We start from the raw sequence: 17,545 nt of genomic DNA on the forward strand, positions 1-17,545 counted from the left end.
TCGGAGGTGTCCCAGGACCGGTCCTCTCCCTTGTACTGGTTGTGGGCGCCGCTGGTGGGCTGGTATTCCCAGTCGCTGTCCTCCCGGCCGGCGATGCCCGACAGGAAGCGGTAGCTGGAGACGATGTCGGCCCCGGTCTTGACCGGGTCGGTCTGCACCGGATGATGGGAGCGGTGCATGGCGGTGGTCTCGTTCGTGACCCCCACCCCCCGGTCGCCGTGGCAGCCGTAATAGCCGGCGCAGGTGATCTGGCTTGCCATCAGGGAGCCGCCCGGTGGGGTGGTGCCAAGACCGATGGGCGCTGCCGGATCCGGCGTCGTCAGGTTCTTGACGTTGTGGCCGGAGGCATTGTCGCCCTGGGCCACCCAGTAAAAGCTGCCGCCGGCCAGGGTGTTGCCGCTGATGCCGGTGGCGCCGTAGGTGGGCTGCTCGATGGAGAAGACGTAAGGGATGGTGTTGGCGCCGTTGTTGGTGCCGGTGTGGCAGGCCACGCAGTCCTTGCGCAAGAGGGAGCCCTGGGGGGTGGTGCTCGCCTCCAGCTGGTTGCTGCCCGGGTTGTAGAGCAGGGCTACCGGCGCACCGTCCTGGCTGTTGTGCATGGTGTGGCAGTCGTCGCAAAGCATGCCGTTGGGGATGTTGGCGGCCGCCGGGGGGAGGGCCATGAGGGAAGCGATGGCAGCGGCGAGGCAGGCTGTCAGCGCCAGGCCCGAAGGGGTTCTGGCCAGGGGGTCCGACTGCGGCGTATCCATAAGAAAGGCACCTCGTGATCCGGCCAACAAGGCCGGTCCGCCACAACAAAGCCCTGGCCGACCGGCAGGCTGACAAAGAACCTAGTCCATTTTAACACACGCCCTTGTCGAAAGTACAGATTCCCGGGGGGGATGGCAAGGGCGGGGCCGGCCTGATTTGTGTTGACGGTGGCTCTGCCGGCTCAGTATCTTTTCTCTCCGCGCCCGGGACGCCGGCCCAGACCGGTGAGGCTGCCGGCGCTGTGGGTGTGCCGTGCTTGGGGGAACAAGAGGAGCCGCAAAAGCCATGGATGAACCGAAAAGGGGGCGTTTGTCCCCCGTCGTGGTGGGGGTGCTGCTCGCCCTGGTGGGCTGGTGGATCTGGCAGCGGGGTGATCGGCCGCTGCCCGGGGTGGAGGCCACGCCCCGGGCGGTCACTCCCCAGGGTGAGCTGGCCGCCGACGAGCGGAACACCATCGAGATCTTCCAAGCGGCCTCGCCTTCGGTGGTCTACATCACCACCATCGGCCTCCGGCGCGGCCTGTTCAGCCTCAACGTCTACGAGATTCCCCAGGGGACGGGCTCCGGCTTTGTCTGGGATCCAAGCGGCCACATCATCACCAACTACCACGTGCTGGCCGATGCCAACCGGGTGGAGATCACCCTGGCCGACCATTCGGTATGGAAGGGCAGCTTTGTGGGCGCGGCGCCGGACAAGGACATCGCTGTCTTGCGGATCGCCGCCCCGGCGGCGCAGCTCAGGCCGATTCCGGTGGGGGAGTCCCGGAGCCTTCTGGTGGGCCAGAAGGTCTTTGCCATCGGCAACCCCTTTGGCCTGGATCAGACCATCACCTCGGGGATCGTCTCGGCCCTGGGCCGGGAGATCCAATCCTCCACCGGCCGGACCATCCAGGACGTCATCCAGACCGATGCCGCCATCAACCCCGGCAACTCGGGGGGGCCGCTCCTGGACAGCTCCGGCCGGCTGATCGGGGTCAACACCGCCATCTACAGTCCGTCCGGCTCCAGCGCCGGCATCGGCTTCGCCGTGCCGGTAGACGTGGTGAACCGGGTGGTGCCGGAGATCATCACCCACGGCCGGGTCGCCCAGCCAGGGCTGGGGGTGAGCATCGCCAACGACAAGGTGGCCCAGCGGCTGGGGGTGACCGGGGTGCTCATCATGGCGGTGCAGCCCCGGAGCGCTGCCGAGGCGGCCGGCCTCAGGGGCACCGAGCGCCAGGGGGCGGATATCGCCCTGGGGGACATCATCACCGCGGTGAACGGCCGGGAGGTGACCACCTACGACGATCTGCGCAACGAGCTGGACCGCTACCGGGTGGGTGACGAGGTGACCCTGGCCGTCACCCGGGGTGAGGCCAGGATCGAGGTCCGCGTCCGGTTGGAGGAGGTGGAATAGCGCCTTGCTCTGGACCAAGGGACTGCGCAGCCTGATTGCCGGCGAGGAAGCAGACCGTCTCGACCTCTTCTGGGTCTTCCCCGGGTTGAGGCGCTTTTTGGCCCACCGCCGCCATTACGCCACGCTGCGCACCGCCGGCGACCTCATCTTCGCCTTCGTGGTGGTGGTGGGCCTCCTGGGTCCCCAGGATCCCCGGGAGAATGTGGCGGTGTTCATGGCCTGGGGGCTGTGGTGGCCAGGGGTGGTCCTCTCCTGGTTCTTCGTCGGCCGGATGTGGTGCGGCATCTGCCCTTTTCCTGGCCTGGGGGTCTATTTCCAGCGCCGGGGCCTGAGCCTCAATCTGCCGATCCCCGGCTGGCTGCAGCGCCATGGCGCCCAGGCCTCGGTGGTGCTCCTGGCCGCCATCATCTGGAGCGAGGTGGTGGCCGGTCTGGACCGCTCGCCGGCCGGCACTTCGCTCCTCATTCTGGCCATTATCGGCGGCGCCCTGGTTCTGGGGGTGCTTTTTCCCGGCCAGGCCTGGTGCCGGCATCTGTGCCCTTTGGGGCGGATCACCGGCGCCGCGGCCACCCTGTCCATCACCGAGCTGCGAGCCAACCACGACCGCTGCCGGGGCTGTACGACCTTCGCCTGCAAGAGGGGGGCAGCCGGCCAGCGGGGCTGTCCGGTCTACCTCGGCACCTACGGCATCCAGAACAACCTGCACTGCCTGGTCTGCGGCCACTGCCTGCCTTTATGCCAGCGGGATTCCCCCCAGCTGCGTCTCCGCAATCCCTACACCGAGCTGATCCGCAACAAGGGCCGCTACATCACCTGCTCGTACATCGTGCCCTTTCTCATCGGCTCGCAGCTGGCCCGTTTCTTCCGGAGCGAAGCCCTGTACACCGAGGCGATGACCGTCCTGGGGCTGCCGGACGCCGTGGCCTTCAGCCTGCTGCTGGCCGCAGCCGTGGCCTGCGTCCATGGCCTCATCCGCCTCGGCTCCCGGCTTTTCGGCATCACCGAGGATCCAGCCTTCGGTCGCTTCTCACCCCTGGTGCCGGTGCTCCTGCCCATGGCCTTCACCGGTGAGCTGGTCTATCGCCTGGGCTACTTCGCTTCCGGGGTGGGCGACTTTCTGCCCACCCTGGGCCGGCAGCTGAGCCTGCCCCTGGCCGGCCTTGCCTTCCGGATTCCGGACTTTCCGGTGCAGATCCTGTCCGCCTTTTTCATGATGAACGGCACCATCGCCGGCTTTTATGTGCTGTGGCGCTTCAGTCTGGAGGATTTCGAAGGGCTGGTCCGCTTCGGCAACTTCTTGTCCGTGCACCTTCTGGTGGGCCTGCTCCTGGTCGCCTACCTCCTGGTGATCCTGTGATCGCTCCTCCCTCAGCCGGCCGCGCCCTGGCCGGTGAGGATGCGGCGTTGCCGCCGGGCCAGGTCCCGCATGTCCCTGGTCTGATCCGACTCATCCACGATCTCCCGGCCGACAATCTCTTCCAGCACGTCCTCCAGGCTGATGACCCCGGTGAAGCTGCCGTATTCGTCCACGACCACGAAGAGATGTTGGCGCCGCTCCAGAAACTCCACCAGCACCCGGTCCAGGGATGCGGCCTCGGGAACGAAATGCACCGGCTGCATAAGGCTGGTGAGGATGGTATCTTCATGATCCTGGGCGCAGGCCGCCAGAATATCCTTGGCCAGGACGATGCCGACCACATCGTCGGGGTCCGCGTCGTAGACCGGCACCCGGCTGTGCCGCCGCAGGTCGAGCAGCCGCTCCCTGGCGGCGCCGACGGTGAGGTGCTCGGACAGGGAGAAGGTGACCGTGCGCGGGGTCATGGCATCCCGCACCGGGATTTCGTCCAGGCGCAGGATGTTGTGGATCACCTTTTCCTGGGTCGGGGCGATGGTGCCGGCCTTGAGGCTCATGGCGGCGATGACCTCGATCTCCTCCGCCGAGACCAGAAGCTCCCGGCCCTGGGAGCCGAAAAGCCCGGTGACGGCCCGGCACAGCCAGATGATCGGGGCGAGCAGCCGCACCAGCCAGCCCACCGGCAGGGCCAGTACCGGGGCAAGGCGGCGGCAGTAGATGACGCCGGCGGTCTTGGGGATGATCTCGGCCACGAGGAGCACCGCCAGGGTGAAGACCGCGGAGAACAGGCTTAAGTACCGGTCGCCGAAGAGGGCCGCTGCCGACGCACCGGCCACCGCCGCCCCCATGGTGTTGGCCACGGTATTGAGGGTGAGGATGGCGGTGATGGGGTCCTGGATGTTGGCCTTCAAACGGCGCAGCCGGCGGCCGGCGGCGCGGCCGGAGCTGGCCAGAAGCTCCACATGGGTATGAGGAACCGAGTAGAGAACGGCCTCACACAGGCTGCAGAAGGCAGACACCGTCAGGGCGACGGCGACACTGACACCGAGACGGATCACGGGACTGGCACCTCCAGGGCGATCCAGACCGGCGACAGGGACTCCAAGAGGGAGCACCTTGCCACCAGGGGAGAAATCGAAGAAAGTGGAGAAGGGGGTGCTGCTGGCTGGCCGGATCTTCCGGCAGCAGCACGCACAGGGCTCCAGGGCAGGACAACATGAGCATAACGAAGAGCCACAGCCTGCTCCTGGTCAGCGAGGACCCCGTCCATTGGCAGGCCGGCAAGGCCGCTTTTGGCGTCTGGGATCACCTGGTCTACTTCTGCGGTGCCCCCCAGGAGGCCCTGGCCATCCTGGCCGGGGTGTCGGCGGACGTGGTGCTGGTGCACCTGGGCCCCCGGCTGCCTCCCATGGAGGCCTTTCTGGCCAGGATCTATACCCGCTACCCCAACACCATCCGCTATGTCTGCGGCGGCCCCGAGCGCGCCCTGGCCATGGGCCGCATGGTGGCCGCCGGGCTCGCCCATCGGCTGGCGGTCCTGCCCCAGGATTTCGAATCCATGCTGGCGGCCGTGCGCCAGGACCTGGATACCCGGTCCCGGCTGCGCACCCGGCGGGCCTGGGATTACCTCCGGCTGGGTGCCCGGCTGCCGGTGCGGCCGGTGGTGGTGGCCAGCGTGGAGCGGCTGCTGGCCGATCCTGCCTGCGGTGTCCCCCAGATCGCCAGCGCCATCAGCGAGGATCCGGTGATCGCCTCCCGTCTGCTTCAGGTGGCCAACACCCCGGCCTTTGCCCGGGGCCAGGCGGTGGGCGACCTGGAGCAGGCGGTCAGCATCCTGGGGCTGGACCAGATCCGGGAGCTCATCGTCATGGTGCAGACCATGGAGATGTTTCCGGTCACCGGCGCCTGCCAGAAGCGGCTGGACGAGGTGATCGCACACAGCTCGTCCTGCGCCAAGCTGGCGGCCATCATCGCCCGCCGGGTCCTGCCGGCCCACGCCCGCCTGGCGGCGAGTGCTGCCCTGTTCCACGACATGGGCAAGCTCGCCATCTACGCCAGCGACTGTGCCCGCTACCTGGCCGCCCAGGAAGATGAGCGCTGCCGCACCCGGCGCCGCCCCTCCTCGGAGGTGGAGGAGGACTGTCTGGGCATCAGCCACGCCTCTCTGGGCAGCGCCATCCTCCTGTGGTGGAACCTGCCCATGACCATCGTCGACGCGGTGGGCGGTCACAACCAGGCCCTCACCAACCTGGTGGGGCCCAGCCGGGTGGTGGCCCTGGCCGACCGCCTGCTGGTGGAAGCCGAATCCGGCGCCCAGATCCACACCGATCTCGACAGCGTCGCCCACCTTATGCCCATCGACCTCTGGCGCCGGGAGGCCCAGCGCCTGGTGGCGGGCTGAGCCCTGCTCACAACCGGAGACCGATCATGGAGTCGAAGCCAGCCGTTCGTCTGGCCCGCCGCCCACAGGAGGGGCAGGACGCCGAACTGGTCGCCTGCCTGGTCCGCCAGGACGAGGCAGGGGCCGCCATCGTCCCGCCGTCGCCCATGGCCGCGATCATCGAGCGGGCCCAGGCCCTGGGGGATTTTGCCGGCAAGGAGGGGCAGACCCTCCTCCATTATCCGGAGGCCCCGTCGCCCGAGCGGCCGTGGCCAAGGCTTCTGGCGGTCGGTCTCGGCAAGGGGCCGGTGGGGCGGGAGACTCTGCGCCAGGCCGGGGGCTCGGTTGCCGTGGAGGCGGGCAAGACCAGGGCCTCCCGGATCATGGTCCTGGTGCCGGAGGATTTGCCCCTGCCCCTGGCCGACGCCGTCGAGGCCCTGAGCGAGGGCCTGATTCTGGGGGCCTATCAGTTCCGCCGCTACAAGGCGGAGAGCGCCGACGATCCCCCGGGACAGTTGGCCACGGTCTGGCTGGCCGCACCGCCAGGACGGGGACTCGCCGGCGCCTGCCGCCGGGGCGGCCAGGCTGCCCGGGCCGCCTGTCTGGCCCGGGACATGGGCAACGAGCCGGCCAACGTCTGGACCCCGGCCCGGTTTGCAGCCCTGGCCCAGGAGCTGGCCGGCCGCCATGGCCTTCCGGTGTCGGTACTGGAGCAGGCCGACCTGGAGTGCCTGGGCATGGGGGGGCTGCTGGCCGTGGGCGGCGGCTCCGGCCGCCCTCCCTGTCTGGTCACCCTGGAGTACCGGACCGGCCGGCAGGTGCCGACCGTGCTCCTGGTGGGCAAGGGCTTGACCTTCGATTCCGGCGGGCTGTGCCTGAAGAATCCCCAGGGCATGGACGAGATGAAGTACGACATGTGCGGGGGGGCGGCGGTGCTGGCCCTGTTGCGGGCCGTGGCTGCCGAGCGGCCCCGGCACCTGGACGTGGTGGCCATGGTGGCCGCTGCCGAGAACCTGCCGGGTCCCCAGGCCATGCGGCCGGGGGATGTCCTGCGGCTGTTCGGCGGCAAGTGCGTGGAGGTGGCGAACACCGACGCCGAGGGCCGGCTGATCCTGGCCGATGCCCTGGCGTATGGCATCGACCGCTTTGCCCCGGCCGCGGTGGTGGATGTCGCCACCCTCACCGGCGCGGTGGTGGTCGGGCTCGGCCATCACCGCACCGGGCTTTTTGCCAACGACGATCGCCTGGCCAGCCGGCTGCTGGCCGCCGGCGAGCGGAGCGGCGAGCCGTTGTGGCGGCTGCCCCTGGGGCCGGAGTATACGAAACAGCTCAAGAGCGAGGTGGCCGACCTCAGGAACATCGGCGGCAAGGACGGCGGCAGCATCACGGCTGCGGCCTTTCTCGGGGAGTTCGTGGGCAAGACCCCCTGGGCGCATCTGGACATCGCCGGTACCGCCTGGGGCTACACGGAGAAGCCGTACGTCAAGAAGGGCGCTTCCGGGGTCGGGGTCCGGACCCTCCTGGAGCTGATCCGGGGCTGGTGAGGGAGGTGGAGCGGGGTCCACGGGGGCAGGCGATCAGCTGCCGGCCCCCAGTGCCTCCAGCCGATCCTCCAGGATCCGGGCCAGCTCGGAGGTCAGGTTGGGCCGGCGTAAGGCCTGCCGGTAGAGATCGGCCGCTGCCTCGCCCTCCCCCTGGGAGGTCAGCAGCTCGCCCTGGTCGATGCTGGCCCGGGGATCGGCCGGCTCCCGGTCGAGGATGGTGTCCAGGCAGCGGCGGGCCGCCGGGACATCCCCCTGGAGGATCCGCAGCTTGGCCAGCCCCAGGAGGGCATACTTGTCGTAGCCCCGCCGGAGGATGTTGTTGTAAGTCGTTTCCGCCGACTCCAGGTCGCCGACATTGCGGTAGGCGTCGCCCAGGCGGGAGAGCATGTTGATGGTGCCCTCGTGCTTGGTCAGGATCCGCTCCCAGGACTGGATGGCGCCATGGTAGTCCCGGAGCCAGCGGCAGACGTCGCCCATGCCGAACAGGGCGTACGGATTGTCCGGATCGACGTTAAGCACCCGCAGGTAGTAGTCCTTGGCCTTCTCGAACTCCTTCTTGTGGCGGTAGAGGTTGCCCACCATGGTCAGGACGTGCACGAAGCCGGTCTCGTGCTCCAGGACCTTGTCGTAGTAGTAGATGGCCAGGTCCGAGCGCCCGGTCTTGTGGTAGAGGTCGGCCAGGCCCAGGAGCGCGTACCGGTCCTCAGGGTCGATCTCCAGGGCTTTCTTGTAATAGACCTCCGATTCGTCGAAAAAGCCCAGCCGCTTCTTGGAGTCGGCGATGCGGGTGACGACAAAGATGTCGTTCGGCCGGTAATTGAGATAGCGCATCCAGACCTCGATGGCCTCCTCGTACCGCTGGACACCCCGGTAGGAATCCCCCAGGCCCCGCAGGGCAAAGACGTTGTTGGGCTCGTGGGCGAGCACCGCCCGGTAGCTTTCGCAGGCCCGGTCGAAATCGTGCAGCTTGCGGGAGACGTCGCCCAGGCCGGTCAGGGCATAGGGATTGGTGGCCTCCAGCTCCACCGCCTTCCGGAAGGCGATGCCCGCCTCCATGTACTTGCCCTGCTTGAACAGGCTGTGGCCCTTCTTGCAAAGCTCAATGACGCTCAGGCGGGTTTCGCGGTCTTCACGGAGAGTCTTCTCTGGCTTCATCATCATCGCCGGCAGGGTGTGAGGTTTGGTTGTGGTGGGACAGGTTCGCGGCACAGGCTCCGGAGCACTGTCATCGAGGCCGATGACGTGGCTTGGCACGACGCCCGGTCCCGGAGCCGGAGCTACTATAACAAAAGGCGTCCGGGAGCGCAAACATTGACAACCCATCGTATTCATGGTATTTCCGACTCGGCGACCCGCAGCGGGCTGGTACCCATCCCATGCCGGAAGAGACCGGGCCGCTGCCTGTCCGGTCCCATGCCGGGCATCGGGGCAGGGCCGGATGGCTGCTCGAAGCACCGAGCAGCGCCGACGGACGGCCGGCGTAGCTCAGTGGTAGAGCAGCTGATTCGTAATCAGCAGGCCGCGGGTTCGAATCCCATCGCCGGCTCCATGAAGAGCAAAGGGGGCTCCGGGTCAAGCCGGAGCCCCCTTTTTCGTGCCCTGGCCGGTCCCTGGCGGCGCGTCAAGGATCGTGGCTGTCCACCAGGACCTCCGGATAGAGCCGGGCCATGCAATCCGGGCAGATGCCGTGGCTGAACTCGGCCAGGGTGTGGCGCTGGAAATAGGCTTCAACCTGCTGCCACAGGCCCTGGTCGTCCCGGATCTTCTTGCAGACCGCGCAGATGGGGATGATGCCCCTGAGGGTTCGGATCTCATCCAGAGCGGCGGACAGCTCGGAGATGGCCTCCTCCCGCTGGGCCTGGATGGCCTCGCGTCCCCGGATCTCCTCTCGCAGCCGGACATTGGCCCGCTCCAGCTCCCCGGTACGCCGGGCCACCGTGTCCTCCAGGCCGTCCAGGGTCCGGCGCAGGGAGCGGGACATGGTGTTGAAGGCTGCGGCCAGCTCGAAGAGCTCCAGGCCCCGGGGCAGGGGCACCTCCTCGCCCAGCCGGGCTTCGTCCGCGGCAATCCCTTTGGCCTGGGCATGCAGCAGCTGGACCGGCCTCGTCACCCAGGCCCGCAGGATGGCACGCTGCAGGCCAAACAGGCCGCCCAGGAGGACGAGCAGGCCGCCGGACAGCCGCCAGGCAAAGGCGTTGCCCCTGGCGAAGGCCGCGTCGAGGGGGATCCGGATGGAGACCGCCGAGACCACCTCCCCCACCGAGCGGCCGAAGCTGCGGCTGCTGCCGTAACGGGCCACGAGGCCCGCCGGCGCCCGTGCCGCGGTATCGTGGCAGCGCAGGCAGCCCTCCTCCATCGTTTCCCCTCGCTTGAGAAAGACGAAGAAGGTCTCGCCGCCGATGGTACGGATCGTTCGCTCCTCCGTAAGCTCCGGGTCCTGGCTCAGGGCGATGAGGAAGTCCCGCTCATAGCTGTCTGCCTCGTTTTCCGGGGACCGGGCGTTGATGGCGCATTCCTTGTAATAGTATTGCGGCTCCTGCAGGCCCTGAAACTCCCGGTCGATCTCCCGGATGGCGTAGGTGGAGCTCATCCAGCGGGGATCGAAGTAGTCCGGCGGCCGGAAGGGATCGGAAAGCTCGAAGACCGCCGGCTTGAGGCTGTGGGCGAAATAGGCGTGGGTGGCCAGGTTGCGGTTCAGGAGCAGGCGGGCCTCGGTGGCGGCGCTCGCAAGGGCCGCGGCATGCATGGTCTGCCGGACCGCGGCCACCAGCATCGCCCCGGCCAGGAGATAGACGAGGCCAACGGCCAGCGAAACGGTGCCCAGGCCGAATCGGGGACGGGGAACGGTCATGGCGTCGGCCTCCTTGAGCGGTGAGACCTCTCAGGCTCGTGGCCGAGAGGGCGTGCTCGGGCTACCCCTCGGCGAGACCGCTCCTGTCCATTATGGCAGATACTGTGCCCCACCGGGGAGGGGGGGGCAGGGCGGCCGTGGCCTACGGGAAGCGGGCGATCACCGCGGTGACGTCATCCTCCTGGCGGCGGCCCTGGGCGAAGACCGCCAGGGTCGTCTTCAGGACGTCACATATGGCGGCGGCCGGCTGGCCCGCCTGCTGGCAGAGCAGCTGGCGCAGCCGCTCCTTGCCCAAGGGGCTGCCACCGGCGCTTCTGGTCTCCCACAGGCCGTCCGTGCCAATGAGGAGGACCCCGCCCGCCGGGATCCGGGTTCGTCCTTCCTGAAACACGGCGCCGGCCATGACCCCCAGGGCCAGGCCCGGTCCGGCCAGCTCCTGGCAGGAATCCTGCCCCGGATCGTAGAGAAGGGCCGGCTCGTGGCCGGCGCGCACCCAGACCAGCTCCCGGCAGTCGCTGTCGATCTCGGCGTAGAACAGGGTGACAAAGCGGCCCGAGGGCTCGATGTCCGTCACCAGCTGCTCGTTGACCGCGGCAATGAGCGCGGCCGGCCCCACCGCCTGCCTGGCCTGGAGCCTGAGCAGGGCTCGCACTGTGGTCATGAGGAGGGCAGATGGGATGCCGTGGTCCGACACATCCGCCACCACCAGGCCCAGCCGGGGCGGGCTGCCGGGCCGCTCCAGGTAGTCGTAATAGTCGCCCGAGGTCTCCTCGCAGGGCTGCCACAGACCGGCCACTTCCACGCCAGGCCAGGCTGGCACGGTGCGGGGCAGCAGATTCTCCTGGACCTCCCGGGCCAGCTCCAGGCCCTGGCGCATCCGCTCCCCCTCCCGCAGGCCCTCGGTCATCTCGTTGATGACATCGCCGCAGTAGCCCAGCTCGTCGCTGGCCGTGACCTGGAGCCGGCCGGCAAGAGAGCCCTGGCGAACGGCCTCCAGCCGCTGGACGATCCGTCCCAGGGGACGGGACAGGCTGCGGCTCACCAGGAGGGTGAGGCCGATGCCCACCCCGGCGAACACCGCCAGATTGGTGACCAGGGGGGCCTGCAGCCAGAGCGCGGCCCTCTGGGGGTCGGCGGCGGTGAGGCGGCGGACCAGGCCGTAGATGGAAAGAAGGGGAATGAGATTGGTGGCCAGGAGCAGGGAGAGGAGACGCGTGCGGATGCGGATGCGCACCGTGCCCGGTACCCCGGCCAGGCCGCCGCCTGGGAAGAGGATGGGCGCCAGGCGGTGCTGCAGGATCGCCTCCAGGATGAAGAAGGCGATGGTGGCGGTGATGAGACCGGTGTGCACTGCCCGCAGAATGGCGGTCTGCACCACCAGGGGGCCGGCGGCCTGGACATGGAAGAACCAGCCGTAGACCACCGCGGCGAGAAGCCACAGACCCAGATCCAGGGCCATGAGCACCAGGGGCTCGTTGAGCAGGCGCTGGCGGCCGCGCAAGAGCTCGGCCGCCGGCGCCGCAAGGGGGGCGCGCCGGCGGAGCAGCCGGCGGGTCGGCTGCTCGTAGGCCAGGGTGAAAAGGGCTGCCCCGGCAAAGGCGGCGGGCACGTAGAGCCAGTCGACCCGGGCGGCGGCCGCGGCCACGGCCGGGGCCAGCACCGGGTCGGCGCGGTGCACGAGAAGCTGCACCACCAGAAAGCCGGCCAGGTTGGCGAGGCCGTTGGCCAGGAGCATGGCGTTGCGTACCCGCCACAGGCGGTAAGGGGTCATGGCCGCCGCCCTCTAGTCATGGCGCAGGGCCGCCATCGGGTCGAGATCCGCGGCCCGGCGGGCCGGGTAGAGGCCGAAGACCAGGCCAACCCCGATGCTGATTCCCAGGGAGAGCACCAGGCTGGTCCAAGTCACCGCGGTGGTCAGGCCGGTGAGTCGGGAGATGATCCAGGGGATGAGAAAGCCCAGGGCCACCCCCAGAAGGCCGCCGGTGGTGGAGAGCACCGCGGTCTCCACCAGGAACTGGGAGACGATGTGGCGGCGCTTGGCGCCCACCGCGCGGCGGATGCCGATCTCCCGGGTGCGCTCGGTCACCGAGGCGAGCATGATGTTCATGATCCCGATCCCGCCCACCACCAGGCTGATGGCGGCAATGGACCCCAGGACGATGTTGAAGGTTCTCTTGGTGGCCTCCGCCTCCCGCAACAGGGCCAGGGGAACCTGCAGGCGGAAGTCCGGCCGGGGGTGGAAGCGGGCCAGGGCAGCGCCCATGGCGGCAGCGGTGGCGTCCACCTCCTCCTGGGAGGTGACTTCCACCAGGATCTGCTGCAGCTCCACCCGCTCCCGGATGCGGCTGCCGGCCGCCCGGCGCACGGTGATGTCCCCGGACCGCTCCTTGAGGGTGGAGATGGGCAGGTAGACATCCTGACCGCTCTGGGGGGACTCGATGCCGCCTCCGGTCTCGGCCTCGGCACCCAGCACCCCGACCACCTCAAACACCCCTTCCCCCAGACGCAGGTAGGTCCCCAGGAGGGGCTGGCCAGGAGCGAGCCGCCGGGCCACCGGCTCGGCCAGCACCACCACGTTGGCGCGGCCGGCCAGATCCTGGTCCAGAAGCAGGCGGCCGGCCACGAGGGGCCGCTTGACCAGGGCGAACCAGTCCGGGGTGGTGCCCACCAGGCGCACGTCCATGGCCTCGGTCCCCAGGCGGGCGGTCTTGCGCACCGTCTTCACCGGCACCGCCCGCCGCACCGCCGGCAGGGTCTCCAGGATGCGCCGGTGGTCGTCGTAGGTGAGGCCAAAGACGCTCATGTGGGAATCCTGGCGGGCCCCGGACTCATCCTCCGCCGGCTTCACCGAGCTGGCCAGGATGTTGGTGCTGCCCAGGCGGCGGATCCGCTCCAGGGCCTCCCGGCTCGCCCCCTCGCCCACCGCCAGCATGGCGATGACGCTGCCCACCCCGAAAACCATCCCCAGCATGGTGAGCAGGGAGCGCAGGCCATGACGCCGGAGATTCTGGATGCCGAGGCGGATGTCCCTTTGGATGAGCATGGACGACAATCACTCGATTCGGTCCAGGCGGCCGTCCCGCAGGTGGAGCCGGGCTTGGGCCATGGCCGCCACCTCCGGCTCATGGGTCACCATGAGCACGGTTTTGCCCTGGCGGTGCAGGCCCAGGAACAGGTCCATGATCTGGGCGCCGGTGGCGGTGTCCAGATTGCCGGTGGGCTCGTCGGCCAGGATGATGGCCGGGTCGTTCATGAGGGCACGGGCGATGGCTACCCGTTGCTGCTGGCCGCCGGACAGCTCGGCCGGCCGGTGGTGCAGGCGGTCGGCCAGGCCCAGGGCGGCCACCAGCCTGGCCAGCCGGTCCGGGTCTACCGGCGCGCGGCCGCCCGGACGGTACAAAAGGGGCAGCTCGATATTCTCCCGCACCGTCAGCTGGGGGATGAGATGGAAGCTCTGGAAGACGAAGCCGAGGTGCCGGGAGCGCAGCTCCGCCAGCTGGTCGTCGGCCAGGAGGCGGGTGTCCTGGCCCTGGATGCGCAGGGAGCCGGAGCTGGGGCGGTCCAGGCAGCCCAGGAGGGCGAGCAGGGTGCTCTTGCCCGAGCCGCTCGGCCCCATGATCGCCCAGAAGCTGCCGGCGGCAAAGGAGAAGGACAGCTGGTCCAGGGCCCGCACCTGGCTGGCGCCCACGGTGTAGAGGCGGCTCACCTGGTCGAGGGCGACGATGGGCTCGCCGGGGCCCGGCTCCGGCGGCATCATGGCCGGGGCGGCGGGCGGTCCGGTCGGCCGGCGCCCTTGGCCCGCTCCTGGACTGGGCCGGGGGTGTCTGGTCCCTCGGCGGCGGGCGGCGCCAGGAGCACCTCCTCACCGGGGGCCAGGCCGCTGGCGATCTGGACGAACCGGTTGTTGTCCGGGCCCAGCTCCACCGGTTGCGGCCGCACCGCGCCACCAGTGCGCACCCAGACCAGGGCCTGGCCCCCGGCGCGGCGCACCGCCTGCACCGGCACCACCAGGGCCTGCTCGATCCGGTCGACCAGGATCTCGGCCTGGCAGCTCATGCCGGTGCGCAGGCCGTCGCCGTCGCCATCGATCTCGATGCTGGTGGAATACACCTTGAGATCCGGGCTCAGCCACAGGCTCTGGGGGTCCGGCAAAGGGGCGATGGCGGTGACCCGGCCGGTGAAGACCGCGCCGGGGAGAGCCACCACGGTCAGCCGCACCCGCTGGCCGATGGCGATCTTCTTGAGGCTCGACTCGTGGATCTTGACCTCGGCGGAGAAGGCGCCGGCCCGGGGCAGGATGATGAGATCCTGGCGCTCCACCACCTCCTGTCCCTCGGCCAGGGGCTCGGTGTTGCCCCGGAAGCTCAGCTGCCGGCCGGAGGTGGCGTAGACCACCTGACCGTCCGCCGGGGCCCGGATGAGTGTCTTGTCGAGCTGGTCGTGGATGCGGGCCAGCTTCTCCTCCTCCCGGGCCAGCTCCGCCTCCTTGGCCTTGACCTCGGCGCGGGCCTGGATGACATCCGCGGCCGCCTTGCGCCGGGCCCGCTCCAGGGCCATGGTGGCCTGGGACAGACCTGAGGCCAGCTCGGCCCGCCGGCGGCTGGCGGTGAAGTCCCGCAACAGATCCCGGCTGGCCACCGCCAGCTCCAGGTCCAGACCAGCCTTTCTGGCCGCGATCTCGTCTGCCGACAGCTCGGTCTGGGACAGGTACTGCTCGTCGAAGAGGATGCGGGACCAGCGCAGCTTCTCCTCGGCCCGGCGCAGATCCTCCTGCGCCAGGGCGATTCTGGTCTCCGCCTCCTTGAGCTCCTTGGGCAGCTCGCCCTGATCGTACTTGTCCCGGTCCATGCGGGCAAAGGCCAGATCGGTCTGGGCCTTCTCCACGTCGCTGGCCGCCTGGTTCTCCACCACCGCCAGGTTCTCCCGGGCCCGGATCGCCGCCGAGCGGGCGTTCTCCACCCGGATCTCCTGGTCCACCCGGCTCTCCTGCAGGCGGCTGGCGTCCAGCTCCACCAGGACCCGGCCGGCCTCCACCTTCTCCCCCTCCGGCACCAGAAACAGGATGGTGGTGCGGCCTTCCACTTGGCTCTTCAGGACCTCCTGTTCCCGGGGCTGGATGGTGCCGGATTCGGTGACCGAGATGGCCAGGGGCTCCAGCCGAGCGGCGAAGACGGGCAGCGAGGCCGGATCCGGCCCCGCCGGGCCGGCCAGCCAGTCCCGCCCCAGCCAGCCAACCAGGGCCAGCACCAGGAGCGACAGCCCCAGGACGGGAGCGAGCGGCTGGCGGCCGGATTGTTTCTCGATCATGGGGGACAAGGTCATGGGAGACGGCGTGATGCTGCTGGATACCTGCGCCCTCTTATGGCTTGCCCAAAGCGGCGGGCCATTGTCGGATGCGGCTCGCAACCGTCTGAACAGTGAGCCGCTGGTTCCCAGTATGGCGTAGAAACCATTCTGTGACCTGTCGTCACCGGGCCGGGCCGTTGCCCTGCCGGCCATCCTTAGGAACCGTCCCCATCGTCTGTCCTCCCGGGCCGGTATTCCTGCCACAACCCTGCACTGTCCACCGCCAGAGCGCCCAGATCCCGTTGCAGGGCCAGCTCCGCCAGCCGGTAGCTGACCAGGGCGGCGGTGCGGGCGTTCTGGGCCAGCAGCAACGAATCCTGGGCATCCAAGAGGTCACGGATCTGGGCCCGGCCAGCCTCCAGAAAGAGATTGGCCGAGGCCACCCGGCGCTCTGCCAGGGCCACCGCCGTGGTCTGGACGGCGATCTCCTCTCCGGCGGTAGCCAGGGCGGCCAGGTCGGCGCGCACCGCAGCCTTGATCTCGTCCTCCAGGGCCTGCACCGCCCGGATGGCGGCCTCCAGATCCAGGAGCCGCGCCCGGAGGGCGATGACCTCGGCCCGGCGATCCAGGGGCAGATCCACGGCCAGGGCCGCCGAGGCCAGGCCCCGGTCCAGCCGCAGCCGGGCATCGGACAGGCTGGCCGAAGCCAGGCTGCGGGCCTCGCCGGCGGTGGCCGCCAGCACCAGGTCGGCACCGGGCCGCAGGGCGTCGGCGGCTACCAGCACGGCCCGCTGGGCATCCTCCACCCGGCCCAGGGCGACCCGCAGGTCCAGGCGCTGGGCCAGGGCCAGCCTGACGGCGGCTTCGGCTTCCATGCTCAGGTGGCCGGCGGCGGCGCCAGGATTCGGCTGGTGCATCTCGTCCGGCTGGGCGAGCAGCCGATGGAGCTCCTGGCGGTCCGGCTCCAGGGCCGCGTCCGCCGGCAGGCCGAGGGCGATCTTGAACTGGTCCAGGCGGTTGGCCAGGGCCTCCTGGGCGGCCAGCAGGCGGCTCCGAGCCCGGAGCTCGTTCTGGACCGCCTGGCTGACCTGGATCTCGGACAGGCGGCCGGCCTCGCCCAGGCGCCGGGCCCGGGCCGCGGAGGCGGCCAGGCGCCGGTGGTTGGCGGCGGCGTTGTCCATGACGTCCCAGGCCTGGAGGACATTGAGAAAATCCGTGGCCAGGTCAACGGCGAAGCGGCGTTTGTACTCCTCGAAGGCCCACAGGGCGTAGGTGACCTCCCGCTCGGCCTGGGTCAGGGGCTCCCGGACGATGTCCCGGCCCGAGCCAGCCAGAAGCGGCAGGGTGATGGTGGCGTCGGCGATGAGGCCCAGGGAGGAGGCGCGGTCCAGGGTCAGGAGGCGAACGAGATCCACGGCCAGGCTGGCGGTCCAGGCCAGGCCCGAGGTCAGCTGCTGGGCTGCGGCGAGATCGGCGTGGCTGGTGAGGCCGGTGGCGGTGCGGGACCCGGAGGCGTCGCTCTCCAGCAGCGCGGCCACGGTGCCAGCCCAGCTGGCGGTAAACCGCAAGGCGGCCAGATTCAGGTCCAGCCCGGCCCGGAAGACCTCCTCCTTGGCGGTCTGGTACTCCCGGCTGTTCCGGGCCCCCACGGCCAGGGCCTCGGCGAGGGAGAGCACGAGGGGCGAGGGCAAAGGGGTGAGGGGGGCGTCGGCCGGGGCCGGCGGCGCCGGAGCGACCGGCCAGCCGGCCGGCGGCGGCAGGGCGTCGCTGCCCAGGGCCGCCGGGCCGCTGGCCGGCAGGTCCTGGGCCTCTTGCAGCCGCCGGCGCAAAAGATCCGCCGGCCGCTCCACGGTGAAGGGCTCGTCGTGGCCGATGGCTTCCGTCCGGCGCTGGCTCAGGATGGCATGCACGGCGTCGTCGGTGGCTGCCAGCTGCTGGCTGGCTGGGGCACAGGCGGCAAGGATGATGGCCACGACCAGAACAGG

The 17,545-nt window shown here is 69.7% G+C and carries 13 protein-coding genes and 1 tRNA gene; 5 read left to right on the plus strand and 9 right to left on the minus strand.

Going from position 1 to position 17,545, the window contains the following annotated elements; genetic code table 11:
• On the minus strand, positions 1 to 749 hold a 749-nt coding region (locus AB1634_13790), incomplete at its 3' end, for a hypothetical protein (GenBank protein ID MEW6220587.1).
• 286 nt (positions 750 to 1,035) lie between these two features.
• Here AB1634_13790 and AB1634_13795 point away from each other — a divergent pair.
• Together AB1634_13795 and AB1634_13800 are read left to right on the plus strand one after the other, a co-directional pair.
• Positions 1,036 to 2,145 carry a trypsin-like peptidase domain-containing protein gene (locus AB1634_13795; protein MEW6220588.1) on the plus strand — a complete coding sequence of 370 codons (1,110 nt, stop codon included), beginning with the start codon at positions 1,036 to 1,038 and terminating at the stop codon, positions 2,143 to 2,145.
• Positions 2,146 to 2,149: 4 nt separating this feature from the next.
• Entirely contained in the window at positions 2,150 to 3,502 is a 1,353-nt protein-coding gene (locus AB1634_13800; protein MEW6220589.1) for a 4Fe-4S binding protein, read from the plus strand.
• Between the two features lie 11 nt (positions 3,503 to 3,513).
• Here the strand turns inward: AB1634_13800 and AB1634_13805 are convergent, their stop codons facing one another.
• On the minus strand, positions 3,514 to 4,557 hold the full coding sequence (locus AB1634_13805) for a hemolysin family protein (GenBank protein MEW6220590.1): 1,044 nt from the start codon (positions 4,555 to 4,557) through the stop codon (positions 3,514 to 3,516).
• A 158-nt stretch (positions 4,558 to 4,715) separates the two neighbouring features.
• Here AB1634_13805 and AB1634_13810 point away from each other — a divergent pair, with 158 nt between their 5' ends.
• Together AB1634_13810 and AB1634_13815 are read left to right on the plus strand one after the other, a co-directional pair.
• Positions 4,716 to 5,900 (plus strand): HDOD domain-containing protein, encoded by a 1,185-nt coding sequence (locus AB1634_13810; protein ID MEW6220591.1) that lies wholly within the window; start codon positions 4,716 to 4,718, stop codon positions 5,898 to 5,900.
• A 26-nt stretch (positions 5,901 to 5,926) separates the two neighbouring features.
• The gene (locus AB1634_13815) at positions 5,927 to 7,423 is read left to right on the plus strand and encodes a leucyl aminopeptidase (protein MEW6220592.1); all 1,497 of its coding nucleotides are present in this window, start codon (positions 5,927 to 5,929) and stop codon (positions 7,421 to 7,423) included.
• 33 nt (positions 7,424 to 7,456) lie between these two features.
• Here the strand turns inward: AB1634_13815 and AB1634_13820 are convergent, their stop codons facing one another.
• Positions 7,457 to 8,578: a tetratricopeptide repeat protein gene (locus AB1634_13820; GenBank protein MEW6220593.1), complete on the minus strand. Its 1,122-nt coding sequence runs from the start codon at positions 8,576 to 8,578 to the stop codon at positions 7,457 to 7,459.
• A 319-nt stretch (positions 8,579 to 8,897) separates the two neighbouring features.
• On the opposite strand from AB1634_13820, the gene AB1634_13825 reads away from it, so the two are divergent.
• A tRNA-Thr gene (locus AB1634_13825) sits at positions 8,898 to 8,972 on the plus strand.
• Between the two features lie 72 nt (positions 8,973 to 9,044).
• On the opposite strand, the gene AB1634_13830 is transcribed toward AB1634_13825, so the two are convergent.
• The 6 genes from AB1634_13830 to AB1634_13855 form a co-directional block, all read right to left on the minus strand.
• Positions 9,045 to 10,274: a methyl-accepting chemotaxis protein gene (locus tag AB1634_13830; protein MEW6220594.1), complete on the minus strand. Its 1,230-nt coding sequence runs from the start codon at positions 10,272 to 10,274 to the stop codon at positions 9,045 to 9,047.
• 142 nt (positions 10,275 to 10,416) lie between these two features.
• Positions 10,417 to 12,045 carry a SpoIIE family protein phosphatase gene (locus AB1634_13835; GenBank protein MEW6220595.1) on the minus strand — a complete coding sequence of 543 codons (1,629 nt, stop codon included), beginning with the start codon at positions 12,043 to 12,045 and terminating at the stop codon, positions 10,417 to 10,419.
• Between the two features lie 12 nt (positions 12,046 to 12,057).
• The gene (locus AB1634_13840) at positions 12,058 to 13,317 is read right to left on the minus strand and encodes an ABC transporter permease (GenBank protein MEW6220596.1); all 1,260 of its coding nucleotides are present in this window, start codon (positions 13,315 to 13,317) and stop codon (positions 12,058 to 12,060) included.
• A gap of 9 nt (positions 13,318 to 13,326) precedes the next feature.
• Positions 13,327 to 14,031, minus strand: coding sequence for an ABC transporter ATP-binding protein (locus AB1634_13845; protein ID MEW6220597.1), 705 nt, complete (start codon positions 14,029 to 14,031; stop codon positions 13,327 to 13,329).
• Positions 14,028 to 15,581, minus strand: a complete 1,554-nt coding sequence (locus AB1634_13850; protein MEW6220598.1) for an HlyD family efflux transporter periplasmic adaptor subunit — start codon at positions 15,579 to 15,581, stop codon at positions 14,028 to 14,030. The genes AB1634_13845 and AB1634_13850 overlap by 4 nt, the downstream gene beginning before the upstream one ends.
• Before the next feature lie 194 nt (positions 15,582 to 15,775).
• Positions 15,776 to 17,545 (minus strand): TolC family protein (locus tag AB1634_13855; protein ID MEW6220599.1); only part of this gene is annotated, 1,770 nt, incomplete at its 5' end.

Source organism: Thermodesulfobacteriota bacterium (assembly GCA_040755095.1).
In the GTDB taxonomy this organism is placed as follows: Bacteria; Desulfobacterota; Desulfobulbia; order Desulfobulbales; family JBFMBH01; genus JBFMBH01.